This window comes from Klebsiella sp. TF21-TM, assembly GCF_019753495.1.
Classification (GTDB): Bacteria; Pseudomonadota; Gammaproteobacteria; order Enterobacterales; family Enterobacteriaceae; genus Klebsiella; species Klebsiella quasipneumoniae.
The window spans coordinates 160092-178965 of record NZ_JAIJYL010000007.1 but is presented as its reverse complement, the minus strand read 5'-3'; the positions used below and the strand labels follow the sequence as shown (position 1 = coordinate 178965).

Here is an 18874-nt window from a genome sequence, read left to right as displayed (position 1 = left end):
CAACAAGAGTAATAACCCATCCTTCCGGATGCGTGAAAGAGCGCATCCGGAGGCAAGAAAAATAGCTAAAGCATCAGGATGCTTTTTTTATCGTCTCGGAGACTGAAGGGGTGCTGCAGTGAGCCAAATACTGACCCACGGCATATCCGAAAGTTAATGCCGGTCCCAGGGTAATACCTGCCCCCGGGTAATTACCGCCCATGATGCTAGTGGCATCGTTACCTATGGCGAACAGGCCGCGGATGGGCTTCTTCTGCTGATCCAGAACACGGTTATCCGCATCAACCGGGATACCGTTGTAGGTCCCGATATCACCAGGTAAAACCTTCACCGCATAAAAAGGCCCGCGCTCAATGGTATTGATGCAAGGATTAGGATTATGCAAAGCATCGCCCTGATAACGGTTATAGGCTTTTGAACCTTTACCAAAGATCGGATCCTGACCGTAGGCGGCATAACGGTTATATTCCTCCACCGTCGCCTTAAACTGTGCCACCTCAATGCCCGCTTTTTCCGCCAATGCTTCCAGCGTGCGCCCTTCAAGGAGATAGCCGGAGGTCAAATGGCGTTTCAACGGTAGCGGAAATGGCGCGACACATCCCAGCCCGTAGCGTCTGAGAGTTCGGCGATCGCAAACTAACCAGGCACAAACTTCACTTTTAGCATCCCTAACGTTGATCATTGCCTGCACGAAATCATGATAGGAGTTGGCTTCGTTAGTGAAACGGCGTCCCTGACGAGTCACCGCGATAACGCCAGGCTTTGCCCGATCAATAAAGTGTGGCATCACTCCCTGACCGCCGTCCGGTCGTCGGGTTAACGATATCGGTGCCCATGCGGCGGCGTTTGGCAAATGGCTATCGACTCTCCCACCGATATTTTCAAACATATTCAGGCTGTCGCCGGTATTGGTTTCGGCTGTCGGGCTCCAGTGTTCCTTCCCGGTTGGCGTATGGGGATAGTGTTCGCTTCGTCTCTTAATATCATGAGAAAAACCGCCGGCGGCCAGCACCACACCGCGCGATGCGTAGACCGTATATAACGATCCTTCTTTTTCTACCTTTGCGCCAATGACCGCCCCCTCTTTAAGGATCAACTCCCTGACGGGTGAATTCAGCCAGAGCGGCACATTCTTATCAAAGACCGATTTAGCTAATCTGCCCATCAGAGCATTACCGTTGGTTAAGGTCATGCCTCGTCCACAGGTCAACGTTTGCCAAAAATGTTTAGTTAAACGCTTCGTGGCGTAGATGGCGGACTCCAGCGAACGCGTCGCTTTCATAAAGTGGCGAATATCGTTGCCCGACCCAATCATCATGCCAAACACTGTCAATTCAGGTAGCGGAGGTTCCAATTGGGCCAAATGTTTCCCCAACTGACGAGCATCGAACGGCTTCGCCACCATGGAGCGTCCTCCCTGCGCTGCCCCGGGAGCTTCAGCATGGTAATCAGGGAAAGTGAGAGGCATTTCAAATTTGACTGCGGTATCCTGGCTAAAGAAGGCGGCGGCTTGCGGGCCATGACGCAAGAATGCATCCACTCGTTCTTCGTTATAGCTGGCACCCCCTTCATGCTTTAAGTAACGCTTCACCGACTCAATTGAATCAAGATGGCCCCAGGCTTTAGCCTGATCGCTGCCCGGGATCCATACCCACCCACCAGATCGGGCAGCAGTGCCACCGAAACGCGCTGCTTTTTCCACAATCAGTACATTCAGCCCCTGATGTGCCGCACTTACTGCCGCTGACATACCTGCCGCACCGCTACCGACCACCAGTACGTCGCAGTGAAACTCTTGCTCTTTAGTCATCGAATCCCCCTTTGTTTCTCGCCCACCCCGGACGGTCAATATGGATTTTCTTCGCAGGCAAACTAACGCTGAATTACATAATGATCAAACAATTTGTTATTGTGTAATTATAAATTTGCGATCGATGTTACAAAAATGTATAAAAAAACCACACCTTTCGGTGTGGTCTGAGGTAAGTGAGAGAGGAGTGACGGGGAATGAAATCACAGCAAAATTCATTGCAAATAAAATGGGCAGTGCAAAAAAAACGATAAAAAACCCTAAATTTCAGTAGTTTAAATCTCAAGCTCACGCTGGAGCAACGTTGCGATAGCCTCGCTGCTCTCAGCGGATACCAGCGCCTGGCGGAACTCGGCGTGCATAATGCGCCGCGCCAGACGCGAGAAGATGCGCATATGCTGGTCGCCCGCCGAATGCTTGTTTAGCGTCAGCATAATCACAAACTGCGCTTCTTCATCACCCCACTTCACCGGCTGCGCCAGGCGGGCGACGCTAATGGTCGACTGCTCAATATGCTCGGATTTACTGTGCGGAATGGCAAAACTGAAGCCCAGCCCGGTGGAGAACACCGCCTCGCGGGCCCAGAGATCGGCCTCCAGCTTGCGCGGATAGCGGCAGCGCCCGGCCAGCAGCAGGTTATCCGTCATCCCCTTCAGCACCTCCTCCTTGCTGCGCCAGTCACTGTTGAGGGTGATGCACTGGCGGCTAATCAACGGCACATCCTGCTGGCGCATGCGGAACTGGGCCAACAGATGCTCCACTTCCAGCGAGGTACGGCACTGCATCGCCTGATTCAGCAGCTGACGGCAGGCGCGGCTGTCCAGCTGCGCCAGACGCGCTTTGGTCGCCGGGATCGCCGGCGCGCTCATGCTCAGTTCATCCAGGCCGAGGCCGACCAGCAGCGGCAGCACCGAACCTTTGGCCCCCAGCTCGCCGCACAGGCCGATCCATTTCCCCTGCCGGTGCGCCGCCTGCACGGCATAGTCCAGCGCACGCAGGAAGGCCGGGTTGAGACTGTTGTAATGGCGCGTCACTTTCGCATTATCGCGATCGACCGCCAGCAGATACTGCGTTAAGTCATTGCTGCCGATGCTAAAGAAGTCCACCTCTTCGCAGCACTGATCGATGATGAACATCACCGACGGCACCTCCAGCATGATGCCCAGCGGGATTTTTTCATCAAACGGGATCTGTTCGACGCGCAGCGACTGTTTGGCCTCCGCCAACCGCTCTTTCACCCACAGGATCTCTTCCATTGAGGAAATCATCGGGATCATGATCTTCAGCGAGCCGTGCGCCGAAGCGCGTAGAATCGCCCGCAGCTGAGTATGAAACAGCGCCTGGTACTCTTCATAGATGCGCACCGCGCGGTAGCCGAGGAAAGGGTTATTTTCCGCCGGAATGTTGAGGTAGGCCACCGGCTTATCACCGCCGATATCCATAGTCCGCACGATAATGCTGCGCCCGGCGGCAGGCTCCAGCGCCTGGCAGAAAATGTTGTAGAGTTCGTCTTCCGATGGCGCGCCGGGCCGGTCCATATAGAGCATCTCCGTGCGGAACAGGCCAACCGACTGCGCGCCGTTGTTGAAGGCCGCCACCGCCTCTACCGAATGGGCGATGTTCGCCGCGATCTCGACGCGGATACCGTCTTCCGTCTGCCCCGCCTTATCCAGCCATACCTGCTGCTGTTGCTGGATCTGCGCCTGAACCCACGACTCCTGCTGATAGTAGCGCGCCACCGCCGGACTCAGGTCGACCACCAGCAGCCCGGCGTTGCCGTCGATCTGCACCTGGGTATCCTCCCAGGGCAACAGTGCGTCGAGGTCAACCCCCACCAGGGTCGGGATATTGAATGAGCGGGCAAGGATCACGGTGTGCGACGTAGTGCCGCCGCTGCGCAGCAGCAGCCCTTTGAGATGCGTTTTATCCAGTTCGAGGAACTGGCTGGGGGTGAGTTCGTCGGCAAGGCAAATGGCGGCTTCCCGCAGTTGACCCGGCGCCGGGAAACGGGCTTCGCCGTAGATATGCTGCAACAGCTGGAAGCAGACATCGCGCACATCCAGCACCCGCTCCTGCAGATAGCTGCTGCCGGAATCGCGGAACTGGGCGCAGAAGTGGTCGCTGGTGGCGACGATCGCCTGGGCGCAGCTGAGACCGGTGAGGATCCCGCCGAGCAGATGCTGGCGCAGCGAGGCATCCGTCGCCAGCGAACGGTGAGCTTCCAGTATCGCGCTGGCGGTACCGTCATTGTCCAGCAGCCGCAGTTCGATATCTTTCACCAGCAGGCGCAGGCCGTTATCCAGTGCCGCCTGCTCCTGTTCAGGACTGCTGGCGACGGGCAGTGCGCCAAGCTCGTGCAAATCGCGGGATTTTAGATGAATGAGCCTGCCCCCCGCGCTGCCGGCGCAGACCGGACTGGCATGGAACAGCGTCGGGTTCAGGCGTGAGAGTGACTCCGGCACCGGCTGGACGTCCAGCGCTTGTGCCGTAGGCAGCGGCGCGTCGCAGTGAGGAAATTCATCACGCAGAAAGGCCGTTAACGCGGCGTAAGCCTCGGCTTCATCTTCGCCGCTGATAAGCAGCTGGCAGGTGTCGCCCTTCAGGGTGTTCGTGCCGATGACCGCCAACGCGCTTTTGGCATTGCCACCGGTATCGCAGCGCAGGTTCCGCCACTCAATTGCCGATGAAAAACGGTTACACAGCGTTTCGACCAGACTGGCCGGACGCGCATGCACGCCGTTGGGCAAATCACATGTAAATTCAATGACCAGAGCCATCGCCTTCCTCCTGAGTAATCCATTAATTCCCCAAAAGGTAATGAAAGATGGTCAAGTGGACTAGGTGACAAAACTGGCAATTACTGGACTATTGTACACACGATACTTTTTTATGCCCGCCATCACAATTCCACCCTTTTAGCGCTCACTCCTCCTGTCATCACTAAGATTTGAGGTGGATCGCAATTCTTTTCTAACCTTACAAATATCCAGTAAATGCACTTTTTCTCTACTGTTTTATGCGGCGCCCTTTTTCTAATGTTGAGCCATCAATACTGTCACGGGCCCTACAGCGCTCAGGAGCAAGCAATGAACGAACTGGTGCAAATACTAAAAAATACTCGCCAGCATCTGATGACCGGCGTGTCACATATGATCCCCTTCGTGGTCTCCGGCGGGATCCTGCTGGCGGTGTCCGTCATGTTGTATGGCAAAGGTGCGGTTCCGGATGCCGCCACCGATCCCAACCTGAAGAAACTGTTTGATATTGGCGTCGCCGGCCTGACGCTGATGGTCCCTTTTCTCGCCGCCTACATTGGCTACTCCATCGCCGACCGCGCCGCGCTGGCCCCCTGCGCCATCGGCGCCTGGGTAGGTAACAGCTTCGGCGCCGGCTTCTTTGGCGCGCTGATCGCTGGGATGATCGGCGGTCTGGTGGTCTATTACCTGAAAAAAATACCGGTCCACAAGGTGCTGCGCTCGGTGATGCCGATATTCATTATTCCCATCATCGGCACCTTTATTACTGCCGGGATCATGATGTGGGGGCTCGGCGAACCGGTAGGCGCGCTCACGGCAAACCTGACCAACTGGCTGCAGGGCATGCGCGAAGGCAGCATCGTGGTGCTGGCCATCATTATGGGCCTGATGCTGGCGTTTGATATGGGCGGCCCGGTGAACAAAGTGGCCTACGCCTTCATGCTGATCTGCGTTTCACAGGGGGTCTACAGCGTAGTGGCTATCGCCGCCGTCGGCATCGCCGTACCGCCGCTGGGGATGGGACTGGCGACGCTGATCGGCCGCAAATATTTCACCGCCGAAGAGAGGGAAACCGGCAAAGCGGCGCTGGTGATGGGCTGCGTCGGGGTCACCGAAGGGGCGATTCCCTTTGCCGCTGCCGACCCGCTGCGCGTTATTCCGGCCAATATGATTGGCGCGGCCAGCGGCTGCGTCACCGCGGCGCTGTTGGGCGTCCAGTGTTACGCCGGCTGGGGCGGGCTCATCGTGCTGCCGGTGGTCCAGGGCAAACTCGGCTTTATCGCCGCGCTGCTGGTCGGCGCCTGCGTCAGCGCCGCCTGCGTCATTGTGCTGAAAGCGCTGGCTAAAAAGAAATCGTCTGACGCCAAAGCCGACGACGAATTAGACCTTGATTTTGAAATTAACTAAGAGACTGGAAGGAACAGATTATGACCCACATTATCGCTGTCACCGCCTGCCCGTCGGGTGTGGCTCACACCTATATGGCCGCCGAATCGTTAGAAAGCGCCGCTAAGGCCAAAGGCTGGCAGGTCAAAGTTGAAACCCAGGGTTCTATCGGCATTGAAAACGAGCTGACCGCGGAAGAGATCGCCGCCGCCGATATGGTCATTCTGACCAAAGATATCGGTATCAAATTCGAAGAGCGTTTTGCCGGGAAAACTATCGTACGCGTCAATATCAGCGATGCGGTCAAACGCGCCGACGCCATCATGAACAAGATAGACAGCCACCTTTCCCAACGAGCCTGAAGCCTTAAAAGGGGCGCCCGCGCGCCCTTCGCCACAACATGGAGTTTGTCATGACGAATCGTACTCAACGCCTGAAAGCCAGCCTGTTCGCCCAACCGCGCGAAATATCACTTGAACGCGCCCTGCTCTATACCGCCAGCCATCGGCAAACGGAGGGCGAGCCGGTGATTATTCGCCGGGCGAAGGCCACCGCCTGGATCCTCGATAAGGTAGACATTTCGATTCGTGATGATGAACTGATTGCCGGCAACCGTACCATCAAACCGCGGGCCGGCATTATGTCGCCGGAGATGGATCCCTACTGGCTGCTTAACGAGCTCGACACCTTCCCGACCCGACCGCAGGACCGCTTCGCGATAAGCGAAGAAGATAAGCGCGTCTATCGGGAAACGCTGTTCCCCTACTGGGAAAAGCGCTCAATGAAAGATTTCATCAACGGCCAGATGACAGACGAGGTCAAAGCCGCCGTCAGCACCCAAATATTCAGCGTGAACCAGACCGATAAAGGCCAGGGCCATATCATTATCGACTATCCGCACCTGTTGAATAATGGCCTGGACGCGCTGGTTGCGGAGATGCAATCACACTGTGCCCGGCAGCCTGATAACCCTTTTTATCAGGCGGTATTGATCCTGCTGGAGGCCTCTCAGCGCCATATTCTGCGCTACGCCGCGCTGGCCGAGGAGATGGCTGGACACTGTCAGGATCCGCAGCGTCAGCGCGAGCTGTTAACCATCGCCGCGATTTCGCGCCACAATGCGCAGCACCGGCCAACGGACTTCCCCCAGGCCTGCCAGCTGTTCTGGTATATGAACATCATTCTGCAGTACGAATCCAATGCCAGCTCCATTTCGCTCGGCCGTTTTGACCAGTACATGCTGCCGTTTTATCAGGCGTCGCTGAATCAAGGACAGGATCCGGCGTCGCTCAAGGAGCTGCTGGAGTCGCTTTGGGTAAAATGCAACGACATCGTCCTGCTGCGCTCCTCCAGTAGCGCACGCTATTTCGCCGGTTTTCCCACCGGGTATACCGCCCTGCTCGGTGGGCTAACGGAAACCGGGCGCAGCGCGGTCAATGTGCTGTCATTTTTATGCCTCGATGCCTATCAAAATGTGCAATTGCCGCAGCCGAATCTTGGCGTGCGGGTGAACGAGCTGATTGACCGCCCGTTCCTGCGTAAAACCGCCGAAACCATCCGCCTGGGCACCGGCATTCCACAGATTTTCAACGACGAGGTGGTGGTCCCCGCCTTCCTCAATCGCGGCGTGTCGCTGGAAGACGCCCGCGACTACGCGGTGGTCGGCTGCGTCGAGTTGTCGATCCCCGGCCGCACCTACGGCCTGCATGATATCGCCATGTTCAACCTGCTGAAGGTCATGGAACTTGTCCTGCAGGAAAATGAAGGACAACCGGAGGTCAGCTGGGAAGGGCTTATCCGCCAGATGCGCGACAAAATTCGCTATTACATCAAGCTGATGGTCGAGGGCAGCAATATCTGCGATATCGGCCATCGCGACTGGGCGCCAGTGCCTCTCCTCTCCTCGTTCATTAAAGATTGCGTGCAGCACGGTAAAGACATCACCGCCGGCGGAGCGCGCTATAACTTCTCCGGCGTCCAGGGCATCGGGATCGCCAACCTGAGCGATTCGCTTTATGCCCTGAAGGGGATGGTCTTTGACCAGCAGCGCCTTAGCTTTGACCAACTGATGGCGGTACTGAAAGCCAACTTCCAGACGCCAGAGGGAGAGAAAATCCGCGCCCGGTTGATCAACCGTTTTGAAAAATACGGCAACGATATCGACGACGTCGATAATATCAGCGCCGATTTGCTGCGCTTTTACTGCAAAGAGGTGGAACAATATCTGAATCCGCGCGGCGGGCGTTTTACGCCCGGCTCCTATACCGTCTCGGCGCACGTGCCGCTGGGTTCGGTGGTGGGGGCTACCCCGGACGGGCGGCTGGCTGGCGAACAGTTAGCGGACGGCGGCCTGTCGCCAATGGTCGGCCAGGATGCCCAGGGGCCGACGGCGGTGCTGAAATCAGTCAGCAAGCTGGATAACTATCTGCTGTCGAACGGTACGCTGCTCAACGTTAAATTCACCCCGGCGACGCTGGCCGGCGACGGCGGGCTAAACAAGCTGGCAGACTTTTTACAGGCTTTCTGCATGCTCAAGCTGCAGCATATTCAGTTTAACGTGGTCAATGCCGACACCCTGCGTGAAGCGCAGCAACGGCCGCAGGACTTTGCCGGCCTGGTGGTGCGCGTCGCGGGCTACAGCGCCTTCTTTGTTGAGCTGTCGAAGGAGATTCAGGATGACATTATCCGCCGCACCGCGCATCAGCTGTGAGGTGATGGAGACGCGCGCCGACCGGGCGCGCATTTTTAATCTGCAGCGCTACTCGCTCAACGATGGCCAGGGGATCCGCACGGTGGTATTTTTCAAAGGCTGCCCCCACACCTGCCCGTGGTGCGCCAACCCGGAGTCAATGTCACCCAGGATCCAGACCCTGCGCCGGCAGAGTAAATGCCTGGGTTGCGCCCGCTGCCAGCAGGATGTCGTCGAGTGTCCCTCCGGGGCATGGGAGCAGATCGGTCGCGACATGACGCTGGATAACCTCCTTCATGAGGTGCTGAAGGATGAAGTCTTCTTCCGCGCCTCCGGCGGCGGTGTCACCCTCTCCGGCGGTGAAGTGCTCATGCAGGCCGAATTTGCCGCCCGCTTTCTCCAGCGCCTGCGCCAGTGGGGGATCCGCACCGCCATCGAAACCGCTGGCGACGGGCCCTTCAACCGTTTTTTACCGGTGGCTGAAGCCTGCGACGAGGTGTTATTTGATTTTAAAATCATGGAACCTGAGCGGGCATTGTCGCTACTGCGAATCAATCAGCCGCGGGTACTGGATAATTTTCGCCAGCTGGCGGCTAGAGAGATCAACCTCATCCCACGCGTGCCGCTGATCCCGGGCTATACCATGAGCGTCGATAATTTTCGCCAGATTCTGAACTTTCTCGCACCTTTTAATCTTACAGAATTGCACCTGCTGCCATTTCATCAATACGGCGAGCCCAAATACCGTCTGCTGGGCAAACCCTGGGCGCTGGCCAGGGTGAAAGCGCCTGACGAAGCGGACATTCAACCTTATCGGGTAATGGCCGAAGCGGCCGGATTCCACGTCACTATCGGCGGTTAACGCCAGGAGGATGTTATGGACTTCAATATTATCGCCGTCACCGCCTGCGTCAGCGGAGTGGCGCACACCTATATGGCTGCCGAACGGCTGGAAAAGGTCGGTCATCATGAAAAATGGCATCTTAAGGTGGAAACTCAGGGCGCGCTCGGCGTTGAAAATCGCATTACCGCAGAAGATATCGCCCGCGCCGAAGTGGTGCTGCTGGTGACGGATATCGAAATTGACGACGCCCAGCGCTTTCGCGGCCTGCGGACGATTAAAACCAGCATCAAGAGCTTCCTGCTGCAGCCGCAGCAGATCGTCGAGGCCGTGAAAAGCATCATGAAAAAGCCGGTCGTCTATGTTGAACTTCCCTGACCGGCGACAGGCCTTACTCTACATCCAGCAACCACTTTTGCGCTGGCGTCAGGCGGCTGGCCGTCTCGGGCGTCAACCAGCGCCGCTGGTCCTGCTGCGGCGTATCCGCGCGATCGATGTATAACCCATGCAGCACACGTCGTCTGCTGCCCTCACGATTACGCGTGCCGCCGTGCCAGGCGTGAGCGTTGTAAATCATCACGCTCCCGGCCGGCGCAGCAAACACGATTTCATCAGGGTGGGCCTGCTCCGGGTCGGCCAGTACCTCTTCCGGGAGCTCAGGACGCAGGTGGGTACCGGGGATAATCCGCGGCGCGCCGTTGGCGGCGCTCAAATCGTCTATCGCCCAGATGGTATTCACCAGGTGGACTTTGGGAAAATCCGGGCGCGGCTTTTTCCAGTCGGCGTGCAGCGGCTGGTGGCCGCCGTTATATAACGCCTCGCGCGCGTTGAGGCTGGAGACTTTAAAATCGCCGTTGAAGATATAGCGGCAGGCGGAGAGGATCAGCGGATGAGCCCAGACTTTCTCCCAGATAACCCCCTTATTCACCAGGTTGGCGATCCGCGTCGCGGTCGCTTCCTGATGATGTTCCATCGCCAGATTGTCGCCTTCGCGCTCGACCAGGGTATCAATTAGCCGTCGCATTTCGCTCAGCCACTGGGCGTCAACGACGTTATGCACAACGGTGTAGCCGAGGGTGTCGAGCTCGTGTTTCATTTGCGCGCTGAGCGCCAGGCTGGCGCCTAACGCATCGAGAAAGCTAGCTGATGATGAGTTCATGTTGCGTTCCTTTTTAACGTTCCGATAACACAAACAAACTCTACTGGTCCATCCGCGGCATGACAGGAGGCGAACGCTACGAAAAACTGGACATACGTACGCGAGCCAACAAAGTGTGATGGGCGTCAACAATCACGTTTTCGGCGATGCCTGTGCTGTAGCTGACCGGGAATCCACCGCGCAAAATGGCTTAACAAACGCTGCCGGGGAGGAAAAAATAGATTATCATCAACAGGATAATGTGCATGCTGAGGGCAAAGAATGATTGAAGATCTGCCGGATATACTGCATCGGTTAATCGGTCAAAAAGATCGCTTACAGGTGAGATTTCCTGAGCCGGATATCTCCGTGCCTGCCCTTGCCTTCAACGTACCGTTTCCACGTCTGGAAATTGTGCTGGAGGGTCAGCTTAATGAACAGGGGCTGCCGCTAGCCGCTTCGACGTTAACCGCGCTGCAGGTACTCTACGTGCAGGCGGGAAAGTGGACGCTGCCGCAGTGGACCGGCCCGGCCACTACCCTGAGTATCCTGTTTGGCCGGCAGAAACTGGGATTCAGTATTCAGCGCTGGGACGGGAAAAGCCTGCACACGGAGAAGCAAAGCGTTGCCCGCCTCGGGCCGCGCGTGGGCTCTTACCTGCTGCTGAGCCTGAATGAAGTCAGCCTGCAGCCCGATCCGCTGACCGCCCGGCTGGTGGTCGCCGCGCTACTGAGCCACTGTCGCGAACAGCTGGTTGGGCTGGAAATGCGCGTCAGTCGCAGCCGGGATCTGTTTCTTGCCGTTCAGGACTATCTCGAGGAAAATCTGAGCCTGCCGCTGACGCGGGAATCAGTGGCCAGACGTTTTCACATCACGCCCAACTATCTTTCGCATATTTTTCAGAAATCAGGCTCGGTGGGATTTAACGAATATCTGACCCGGGTGCGTCTTGAAAAGGCAAAACAGCTGCTGCGCGGCTATGACCTGAAGGTGAAAGAGATCGCCCATAACTGCGGCTTTGTCGACAGCAACTATTTTTGCCGGGTCTTCAAACGCTACACCGAGCGTTCGCCGTCAGAGTATCGGCGACACTGCCGCAGCGCGCAGCAGGCCTAACCTGCCGTGTCGGAATATTACGCCCACTCCACGCGCCCGCGCCCGTTGTGCTTGGCCTTGTACAACGCCTCGTCGACTTTGCGGATAAACGTCTCCTGCGCTTCGCCCGGCCGCCAGGTTCCGACGCCAATGCTGATCGACAGCGGTGTTTGATGATTGATCAGGATGGTGCGGGCATTGTCGAGGATCGCCTGCGCCAGATCGTGCAGCTCAGGCTCCGACAGGCCATCGACGATAATGGCAAACTCTTCCCCACCGATACGCGCCGGCAGGACCTGCTCGCTGGTCAGTTTCGCCAGCTGTTTCCCCAGGGAAAATAACACTTCATCCCCCACCAGGTGGCCCCAGGTATCGTTGATTTTCTTAAAAAAATCGATATCCAGGATCATGAGCCCCAACGCATGTCCGGACTTTTCGCGAATGGTATCGATAAAAAAGCGGCGGTTGGGCAACTGAGTGAGCTCATCTTTTAGGGATTGCGAGCGCGCGTCAACGTACAGCAGGTTGATGCGCTCAATAATTTTGTAGACGCCCACCACGGTCAGCAGCATCCCGGAGAGGCGCAGCAGATCTTCGCAGTAGTAGCCCATCCAGCGCGGCTGAACCACCATCTCATCCATCACATCGAACGTGCCGCCGGCAATCCACAGCAGCAGCCCATAGCGCACCCAGTTGACGGCAATATGGCTCATCCGCACCTTCGCTGAGCTCCACAGCATAAACACCAGAAACAGCAGCGCCAGCATATCGATATAGAGCCCGGGGTTGGCCAGGATTTCTCGCCACGTGCCGATGGGCGGCGACACCAGCGCACAGCCGACAGCGACGGCGACGATAACCAGCAGCGCAGGCAGTAGCGTACCCCGCGCCAAAGCGGACGGAATGGGGCGTTTCGCAGGAATAAGGCATTCAGGCATAGCGATGTCTCATGGTAACCACAGGGCCGATCGCGGGACAGGATAGCAGTTAAGCGCAGCGGGACGAATGAAAAAGCGACGCGCCGACAAAACGGCGATGAGGTAGACTGACCCCGCGGAATTGTTCCAACGTACTACCACTCCATGGCGACGAGGTCAGTGGCGCGGATACTATCGGCTAAATCCATCAGCTGATTAGCTTTCCGTGCGGCGCCACCGATAACCGGCGGCGCCTGCTCAGAGATTAGCCGCTGAACACTCGCGCCTTGCCGCTGACCGTCAGTCGCACCGTCGCGCCGGGCTGCCACGCCGGCTGGCTTACGGTTCGCAGGACAATCGGCCGATCGTGCCCGGACATCGACAGCGTCAGCGTGGAGAGCTGGCCGGAGAAATCAACATCGCGGATGGTGGCGGTACTTTCCTGCGGCCCGCTCACGCTGACGCTCAGCTGTTCCGGACGCAACATCACCTTACCTTCACCAGCAGGATGCCCTGCGTCTGTCGCCAGGTCGCCCAGCGCGCAGCTGGCCCGCCCGGGGCTCAGCCGTGCGGGGAGGATCAGGGCATCGCCGAGAAACAGCGCCGTCTCTTCATCCACCGGCTGCGCGTAAACCGCCAGCGGGGTCCCCACCTGGGCGAAACGCCCCTGGCGCATCACCGCCACCTGTGTGGCGAACGACAGCGCTTCGGTTTGGTCATGGGTCACCAGAATCGAGGCGATACCGGTCTCCGCCAGCAGATCGGCGGTCGCTTTGCGCGTGCTGGCGCGCAGTCCGGTGTCCAGGGCAGAAAAGGGTTCATCGAGCAGCATCAGCGCCGGCTGCTGGGCCAGGGCGCGAGCCAGAGCCACACGCTGCTGCTGGCCCCCGGAGATCTCATGCGGCCAGTGGCGCGCCAGGCTGTGGTCGAGGGCGACCATCTCCATCAGCGCGCCCACCCGGCGACGTTTTTCCTCGCGGCTGGCGTCCAGTCCCCAGGCGATATTGTCCGCCACATTGAGGTGAGGAAACAGCGCCCCCTCCTGCGGAACGTAGCCGATCCGACGCTGGTGGGCAGGAACAAACACGCCCTCGGCAAACAGCGGCGCGCCGTGCATCACGATCCGCCCGCTGTCGGGCGTTTCGAAACCGGCGAGAATGCGCAGCAGCGTGGTTTTTCCCGAACCCGACGGACCCACTATAGCCGTCCGGCTACCCGGCGCCACCTGAAGATGAATATTATCGAGGACCTGCGCGTCGGCGAAGGATTTCGAAACAGAAGACAATTCCAGCATGTTACAACCCTGCCATTTTTTTCGACTGCATATAGAGAACCGCCGTCAGCGGCAGCGAAATGACGATCATCAACAGCGCGTAGGGCGCCGCCGCCACGTAGTCGATCTCGCTGGTTAACGCCCAGAATCCGGTCGACAACGTGCGGGTGCCTAACGGCGAGAGCAGCAGCGTGGCGGTCAGCTCATTGCTGACGCCGAGGAACACCAGCGCGGCGCCGGCGGCCGCCCCCGGGGCGGCAAGCCGCATGGTGATACTCCACAGGGCGCGGGCCGGGCTGCGTCCGAGACTGCGGGCGACGTTTTCCAGCTCCACCGGCGCCTGGGCGATACCGGCGCGCAGGTTAATCAGCGCCCGCGGCATAAACATCAGCAAATAGGCCAGAAACAGCGTCACTTCGGTCTGGTACACCGGACGGGCATAGTGGATGGTGACGGTGACCAGCGCCAGCGCGGTCACGATGCCGGGCAGCGAGCTGGTGATGTAATTACACCCCTCCAGCAGGCGGAACAGCGGACGCGGATAGCGCACGCCGAGCCAGGCGATGGGGATCGCGCAGACCGTCGTCAGCAGCGCCCCGCCCGCCCCCAGCAGCAGCGTTTGACGCAGGGAATGCCACAGATCGGCATGCAGCCAGTTGTCGATACCGCCCAGCCACAGCCAGCGCCCCAGGACCAGCAACGGCACCCCCATCGCCAGCAACACCAGCAACAGAAGCAGCAGCTGCGCGCCGAAAGCGGCCCCTTTACCCAGCACCAGGCGCTTCTGCTCGCGCGCCGCCCCGGCGCCGATACGCGCATAGCGCGCTTTACCGCGCGAAGCGCTCTCCAGCAGCAGGATCGCCAGACAGCACAGAGCCAGCACGCCCGCCAGCATATTGGCGGCCGGACCGCTGAAGGTCGACTGGAACTGATCGTAAATGGCGGTAGTGAAAGTATCGAAGCGGATCATCACATACAGACCATATTCCGCCAGCAGATGCAGGGCCACCAGCAGCGCACCGCCGCAGATAGCCAGCCGCAGCTGCGGGAGGACCACCCGAAAGAACACTTTCCACGGCGGAGTGCCCAGCGATGCGGCGACATCTTCAAGCGTGGGATCGAGTCGGCGCAGCACGGCCGCCACCGGCATATAGATAAACGGATAGTAGGCCAGCACGGAAAGAAACACCCCGGCGCCCAGGCCATGCAGCGAGGGCGCAGCGCTGACCCACGCGTAGCTCTGAACAAAGGCTGGAATGGCCAGCGGGGCCAACGCCAGCGCCGACCACAGCTGCCGCCCGGCCAGCGCGGTACGTTCCGTCAGCCAGGCCAGCGTCACGCCAAGCACAATGCTGATGGGGACCGCCAGCACCGTCAGCCACAGGGTATTGCTGAGCAGCTCGCCTACCCGCGGGCGAAAGACCAGCGCTTTGATTGTCGGCCAGCCGGTATCGAATCCGACCGCCACCACAAACCCTAACGGCAACAGCGCCAGCAATGAAAACAGGAGCGCTAAGGCAACCATCGGAAATGCAGGACGCCTGCGCTCGGGCAGGCGTCCTGTTTTCTTTCCGAGCGACAGACTCAGAACAGACATAGCAACATCACTTCCTCAGGATCAGAGCAGGCCAGCCTGCGTCATCAGTTCAATGACCTTTTTACTGTTCAGCGAGGAAGGTTCTACCTTCGGGGCATCCAGATCTTTCAGCGGGGTCAGTTTCGGGTTAGAGGCCGCGTCTACCCCCACCGCATATTCGAAGGCGTTATTGGTGCGCAGCGCATCCTGTCCCTGCTTACCGGTGATCCATTTAATAAAGGCCTGCGCCTGCGCTTTATGTTTGCTGGAGGCCAGCACGCCGCCGCCGGAAATGCTGACGAAGGCCCCTGGATCCTGGTGTTTGAAGTAATACAGTTGGGTGTTTTTGCTGTTCTCGCCGGTTTTTGACTGGTCAACGAAGCGATAGTAATGGTAGATCACCCCGCCGTCGATCTGCCCGGCGTTGACCGCTTTCATCACCGTGCTGTTGCCTTTATAGGCGACAAAGTTGGTTTTCATCGCCTTCAGCCAGTCGAGGGTCGCCTGCTCGCCCTTCAGCGCCAGCATCGCGCTGACGATAGCCTGGAAATCCGCCCCCGATGGCGAAGCCGCCCAACGGCCCTTCCACTCCGGTTTTGCCAGATCCATCAGCGAGTGCGGCAGCTGCGCCTCGCTGATTTTCGCCGGGTTATAGACGAAGACGGTGCTGCGCGCGGCGATGCCGATCCAGCGACCGTGCTGAGGGCGGTACTGCGCCGGAACCTGCTGCAGGGTCGCCGCATCCAGCGGGGCGAAAAGTTTGGCATTATCAACCAGCACCATCGACGGCGAGTTCTCGGTCAGAAACACATCGGCTGGCGACGCGGCGCCTTCCTGAACCAGCTGATTACCCAGCTCGCTGTCATCACCATTGCGCAACGTGACTTTAATACCGGTCTCTTTCGTAAATCCATCCACCCACGACTTCACCAGATTTTCGTGTTGGGCGTTGTAGACCACAATCCCGTCCTGACCGTCAGCCGCCATCCCTTGCGGCGCCAGAAACAGAGAAGCGGCAACCAGCGCTGCCGTGCGGAGGGGCGATAAGCGAGATTTCATGAACGCATCCTTAATGAAATAGGGCAATTAATGGTAAATAGCCTGAGCGGAGAGGATTAAATCACAGCAAAAAAAGAATGATAATGAAAACAATTATCATAAACTTAAAAAAGCAAAAAATAGCGCCGGTCTGTTATTAGGGATTAGAAAATGCTTAAAACCATCCGTTCCCGAAATTTAGATTAAGAAAACATTAAGCTGCGATTATTTTATTGCCTTCGTGACAGAGCAGCCGCCTCTGCACGTTATCTGCGGTCTTTGCCGGCGGGTATTGTGATACTGATCATGTTTTTAATATGCGCCGTCATCGCGAAAGATATCCCCCTTCTACGATCATTAAAAACCTTTACCGTCAGAGGGATGGTTAACTTTATGCACACTCACCCTGGCACGCACGATAAATGAAAGAGATAAAGCGGCGAAACGCATGGATTGCCTTTTCCCTGGCGCTGGTGGTATCTCTGGCTGGCGTGTTCGTCATTAACTGGCAACTGTGGCATTCCGACCAGGCCGCCCAAGTCGCCGCCGCCCGCCAGGCGGCGACGAAAATCGCCGTTATTCTGGATGAGGCCCGCACAGCAACGGTGACGGCGATGAACGTTAGCCGCAGCGGGTGCTCGGAACAGGGTCAGTTTCAGCTTGGAACGGAAGCCGCCCTGCAGCCGCATCTGCGCACCATTATGCTGATAAAAGAGGGCCAGGTGTGGTGCTCGTCCCTGCCCGGCAACCGGGTCCTGACGCTCAGCCCTGTTTCTTTATCTGACGAACCTCTGATGCTGCTCCCGGCCAGAATGATGGTCAATAAGCGTCCGGTGCTGATCTATCAGACGCACTCAGCGCAGATCCGGGTAATTGTCACTATCAGCGACGTCCATCTGCGCGATGCGCTATATAGCGATTCGGATAGCAATGGGCTGGCCCTATGGGTTCAGGATCAAATGATTACCAGGCATGGCGATGTCCAGCCACAGGCTGCTGATCCAAGCCGGAGCGTTTTTACCTCGCCGGCCTATCCGTTTCGCATTGCCTATCCCGAGTCATCTTTTTTAAGCCCCGGCCGCCTGGTGAATAATGGCGCCGGTTTGCTGATTTTTATTTTCTCTGTTTCGCTGCTGTTTTATTTTCTGATGCGTAAATTTCTCAATGTTTACACCTCTGAAGAGGAAAAGTTGCGCTACGCCATCACCCAGGGCTATATCATTCCCTACTACCAGCCTTTGGTGAACGGGAAAACCGGTGAGATATACGGTGTGGAAATACTGGCACGCTGGCAAAACACCACCACGCCCTCGCGTTCACCTGCTGAATTTATACCGCTGGCCGAGCGTACCGGCTTAATTATTCCGCTGACCCGCAGCCTGATGGCGCAGGTAACCGCCCAGATGAGACCGCTCTTTAATAAACTACCGGATGGGTTTCATATCGGCCTCAACATCAGCGCGTCGCATATTAACTCCCCGACGTTTATCGATGATTGTCTGCACTTTCAGCGCGGCTTTGAGGGTAAAGCGGTAAAGCTGATGCTGGAGATCACCGAGCAGGAACCGCTGTTACTCAATGGGGCGGTGGTCGACAAGCTCAACAGGTTACACAACTGCGGGTTTTCCATCGCGCTGGACGACTTTGGTACCGGCTATTCCGGGCTTTCCTATCTGCACGAACTGGTGTTTGATTACATTAAAATCGATCAAAGCTTTGTCGGTCGCGTGACCGGAGAGACGCCGTCAAGCAAGCTGCTGGACTGCGTGATAGAGATGGCCCGAACGCTTTCACTGCGCATCATTGCCGAGGGCGTTGAAACCCAGGCCCAGCTGGATTACCTCAATCGCCAGAATATTCCTCTGCTGCAGGGCTACTTCTTCTGGAAGCCGATGCCCTACGTCGCGCTGGTGATGCTCCTGCTGAGTAAACCGAAGGCACGGATTATCGAAGAATAAGCGGGCGGTCAGTAACCCGGCGGCAATCCTGCCCTGCACACACCTTATCCCTGAGCAAACAGGTTCAGCGCCTCCTGACGGTTCTCTTTAATAGAAAAGATACGATCCATACGGGTAAGCTTGAACAGGTCCTGGATCGTCCCGTTGAGCGAACACAGCACCAGCTCTCCCTGCCCACTGACGCTCTTGAGTATGGATACCAGGGCGCCCAGGCAACTGCTGTCGATAAACTCGACATGGCTCAGATCCAGCAGTACGTTTTTCGTCTCCCCGTCGATGGCCTCGAGGACCTGCTGCTTAAACGCCGAGACAACGGAAGCATCCAGTCGACGCACCAGGGGCACGATAATTTTGACACCCTGCTCAGTATGTAATTCAACGTTCATCTTTATCCTCA

At 57.7% G+C, this 18874-nt stretch carries 16 protein-coding genes and 1 pseudogene; 9 read left to right on the top strand and 8 right to left on the bottom strand.

Annotated features, from left to right (window positions below):
• Positions 1-73: 73 nt before the first annotated feature.
• Entirely contained in the window at positions 74-1810 is a 1737-nt protein-coding gene (locus K5R89_RS09430) for an FAD-dependent oxidoreductase (protein WP_044521992.1), read from the bottom strand.
• Between the two features lie 275 nt (positions 1811-2085).
• Positions 2086-4587, bottom strand: a complete 2502-nt coding sequence (gene ptsP, locus K5R89_RS09425) for a phosphoenolpyruvate--protein phosphotransferase (RefSeq protein ID WP_087827840.1) — start codon at positions 4585-4587, stop codon at positions 2086-2088.
• 309 nt (positions 4588-4896) lie between these two features.
• Between ptsP and K5R89_RS09420 the strand changes: the two genes are divergently transcribed.
• The 5 genes from K5R89_RS09420 to K5R89_RS09400 are packed head-to-tail and all read left to right on the top strand — an operon-like array spanning position 4897 to position 9860.
• Positions 4897-5973: a PTS fructose transporter subunit EIIC gene (locus K5R89_RS09420; protein WP_086075752.1), complete on the top strand. Its 1077-nt coding sequence runs from the start codon at positions 4897-4899 to the stop codon at positions 5971-5973.
• A gap of 20 nt (positions 5974-5993) precedes the next feature.
• Entirely contained in the window at positions 5994-6314 is a 321-nt protein-coding gene (locus tag K5R89_RS09415; RefSeq protein ID WP_023289076.1) for a PTS fructose-like transporter subunit IIB, read from the top strand.
• A gap of 50 nt (positions 6315-6364) precedes the next feature.
• Positions 6365-8662: a formate C-acetyltransferase gene (locus tag K5R89_RS09410; RefSeq protein ID WP_049014891.1), complete on the top strand. Its 2298-nt coding sequence runs from the start codon at positions 6365-6367 to the stop codon at positions 8660-8662.
• Positions 8628-9503, top strand: a complete 876-nt coding sequence (locus K5R89_RS09405; protein WP_048297195.1) for a [formate-C-acetyltransferase]-activating enzyme — start codon at positions 8628-8630, stop codon at positions 9501-9503. Before K5R89_RS09410 ends, K5R89_RS09405 begins: the two co-directional genes overlap by 35 nt.
• 15 nt (positions 9504-9518) lie before the next feature.
• Complete coding sequence (locus K5R89_RS09400; RefSeq protein WP_023289073.1) at positions 9519-9860, top strand: PTS fructose-like transporter subunit IIB; 342 nt, start codon at positions 9519-9521, stop codon at positions 9858-9860.
• 13 nt (positions 9861-9873) lie between these two features.
• On the opposite strand, the gene K5R89_RS09395 is transcribed toward K5R89_RS09400, so the two are convergent.
• Positions 9874-10641 carry a phytanoyl-CoA dioxygenase family protein gene (locus K5R89_RS09395; RefSeq protein WP_023289072.1) on the bottom strand — a complete coding sequence of 256 codons (768 nt, stop codon included), beginning with the start codon at positions 10639-10641 and terminating at the stop codon, positions 9874-9876.
• 115 nt (positions 10642-10756) lie between these two features.
• On the opposite strand from K5R89_RS09395, the gene K5R89_RS09390 reads away from it, so the two are divergent.
• Both K5R89_RS09390 and K5R89_RS09385 read left to right on the top strand, forming a co-directional pair.
• Positions 10757-10906 (top strand): hypothetical protein, encoded by a 150-nt coding sequence (locus K5R89_RS09390; protein ID WP_217259085.1) that lies wholly within the window; start codon positions 10757-10759, stop codon positions 10904-10906.
• A complete protein-coding gene (locus K5R89_RS09385; RefSeq protein ID WP_023289071.1) occupies positions 10903-11736 on the top strand; it encodes a helix-turn-helix transcriptional regulator in 834 nt (277 codons plus the stop codon). The genes K5R89_RS09390 and K5R89_RS09385 overlap by 4 nt, the downstream gene beginning before the upstream one ends.
• Positions 11737-11753: 17 nt before the next feature.
• On the opposite strand, the gene K5R89_RS09380 is transcribed toward K5R89_RS09385, so the two are convergent.
• From K5R89_RS09380 to K5R89_RS09365, 4 genes are all read right to left on the bottom strand, one after another.
• Positions 11754-12653, bottom strand: coding sequence for a GGDEF domain-containing protein (locus K5R89_RS09380; RefSeq protein ID WP_064158249.1), 900 nt, complete (start codon positions 12651-12653; stop codon positions 11754-11756).
• 244 nt (positions 12654-12897) lie between these two features.
• Positions 12898-13926, bottom strand: coding sequence for an ABC transporter ATP-binding protein (locus tag K5R89_RS09375; protein WP_023289069.1), 1029 nt, complete (start codon positions 13924-13926; stop codon positions 12898-12900).
• 1 nt (position 13927) lies between these two features.
• Entirely contained in the window at positions 13928-15502 is a 1575-nt protein-coding gene (locus K5R89_RS09370; RefSeq protein ID WP_165455287.1) for an iron ABC transporter permease, read from the bottom strand.
• Between the two features lie 21 nt (positions 15503-15523).
• A complete protein-coding gene (locus K5R89_RS09365) occupies positions 15524-16540 on the bottom strand; it encodes an iron ABC transporter substrate-binding protein (RefSeq protein WP_032455292.1) in 1017 nt (338 codons plus the stop codon).
• 401 nt (positions 16541-16941) lie between these two features.
• On the opposite strand from K5R89_RS09365, the pseudogene K5R89_RS27395 reads away from it, so the two are divergent.
• A pseudogene (locus K5R89_RS27395) lies at positions 16942-17556 on the top strand (CSS-motif domain-containing protein); the annotation flags it as partial.
• Between the two features lie 111 nt (positions 17557-17667).
• On the top strand, positions 17668-18477 hold the full coding sequence (locus K5R89_RS27390; RefSeq protein WP_223822591.1) for an EAL domain-containing protein: 810 nt from the start codon (positions 17668-17670) through the stop codon (positions 18475-18477).
• Between the two features lie 44 nt (positions 18478-18521).
• Here K5R89_RS27390 and K5R89_RS09355 read toward each other — a convergent pair whose 3' ends face one another.
• Positions 18522-18863, bottom strand: a complete 342-nt coding sequence (locus K5R89_RS09355; RefSeq protein ID WP_065881799.1) for an STAS domain-containing protein — start codon at positions 18861-18863, stop codon at positions 18522-18524.
• Positions 18864-18874 lie beyond the last annotated feature (11 nt).

What these genes read in the sequence shown, in the direction of transcription:
- K5R89_RS09400 (WP_023289073.1), top strand. Translation starts at nt 9,519, where the DNA reads ATGGACTTCAATATTATCGCCGTCACCGCCTGCGTCAGCGGAGTGGCG.
- K5R89_RS09415 (WP_023289076.1), top strand. Translation starts at nt 5,994, where the DNA reads ATGACCCACATTATCGCTGTCACCGCCTGCCCGTCGGGTGTGGCTCAC.
- ptsP (WP_087827840.1), bottom strand. Translation starts at nt 4,587, where the DNA reads ATGGCTCTGGTCATTGAATTTACATGTGATTTGCCCAACGGCGTGCAT.
- K5R89_RS09395 (WP_023289072.1), bottom strand. Translation starts at nt 10,641, where the DNA reads ATGAACTCATCATCAGCTAGCTTTCTCGATGCGTTAGGCGCCAGCCTG.
- K5R89_RS09410 (WP_049014891.1), top strand. Translation starts at nt 6,365, where the DNA reads ATGACGAATCGTACTCAACGCCTGAAAGCCAGCCTGTTCGCCCAACCG.
- K5R89_RS09375 (WP_023289069.1), bottom strand. Translation starts at nt 13,926, where the DNA reads ATGCTGGAATTGTCTTCTGTTTCGAAATCCTTCGCCGACGCGCAGGTC.
- K5R89_RS09420 (WP_086075752.1), top strand. Translation starts at nt 4,897, where the DNA reads ATGAACGAACTGGTGCAAATACTAAAAAATACTCGCCAGCATCTGATG.
- K5R89_RS09385 (WP_023289071.1), top strand. Translation starts at nt 10,903, where the DNA reads ATGATTGAAGATCTGCCGGATATACTGCATCGGTTAATCGGTCAAAAA.
- K5R89_RS09405 (WP_048297195.1), top strand. Translation starts at nt 8,628, where the DNA reads ATGACATTATCCGCCGCACCGCGCATCAGCTGTGAGGTGATGGAGACG.
- K5R89_RS27390 (WP_223822591.1), top strand. Translation starts at nt 17,668, where the DNA reads ATGCGTAAATTTCTCAATGTTTACACCTCTGAAGAGGAAAAGTTGCGC.
- K5R89_RS09430 (WP_044521992.1), bottom strand. Translation starts at nt 1,810, where the DNA reads ATGACTAAAGAGCAAGAGTTTCACTGCGACGTACTGGTGGTCGGTAGC.
- K5R89_RS09365 (WP_032455292.1), bottom strand. Translation starts at nt 16,540, where the DNA reads ATGAAATCTCGCTTATCGCCCCTCCGCACGGCAGCGCTGGTTGCCGCT.
- K5R89_RS09355 (WP_065881799.1), bottom strand. Translation starts at nt 18,863, where the DNA reads ATGAACGTTGAATTACATACTGAGCAGGGTGTCAAAATTATCGTGCCC.
- K5R89_RS09380 (WP_064158249.1), bottom strand. Translation starts at nt 12,653, where the DNA reads ATGCCTGAATGCCTTATTCCTGCGAAACGCCCCATTCCGTCCGCTTTG.
- K5R89_RS09370 (WP_165455287.1), bottom strand. Translation starts at nt 15,502, where the DNA reads ATGTCTGTTCTGAGTCTGTCGCTCGGAAAGAAAACAGGACGCCTGCCC.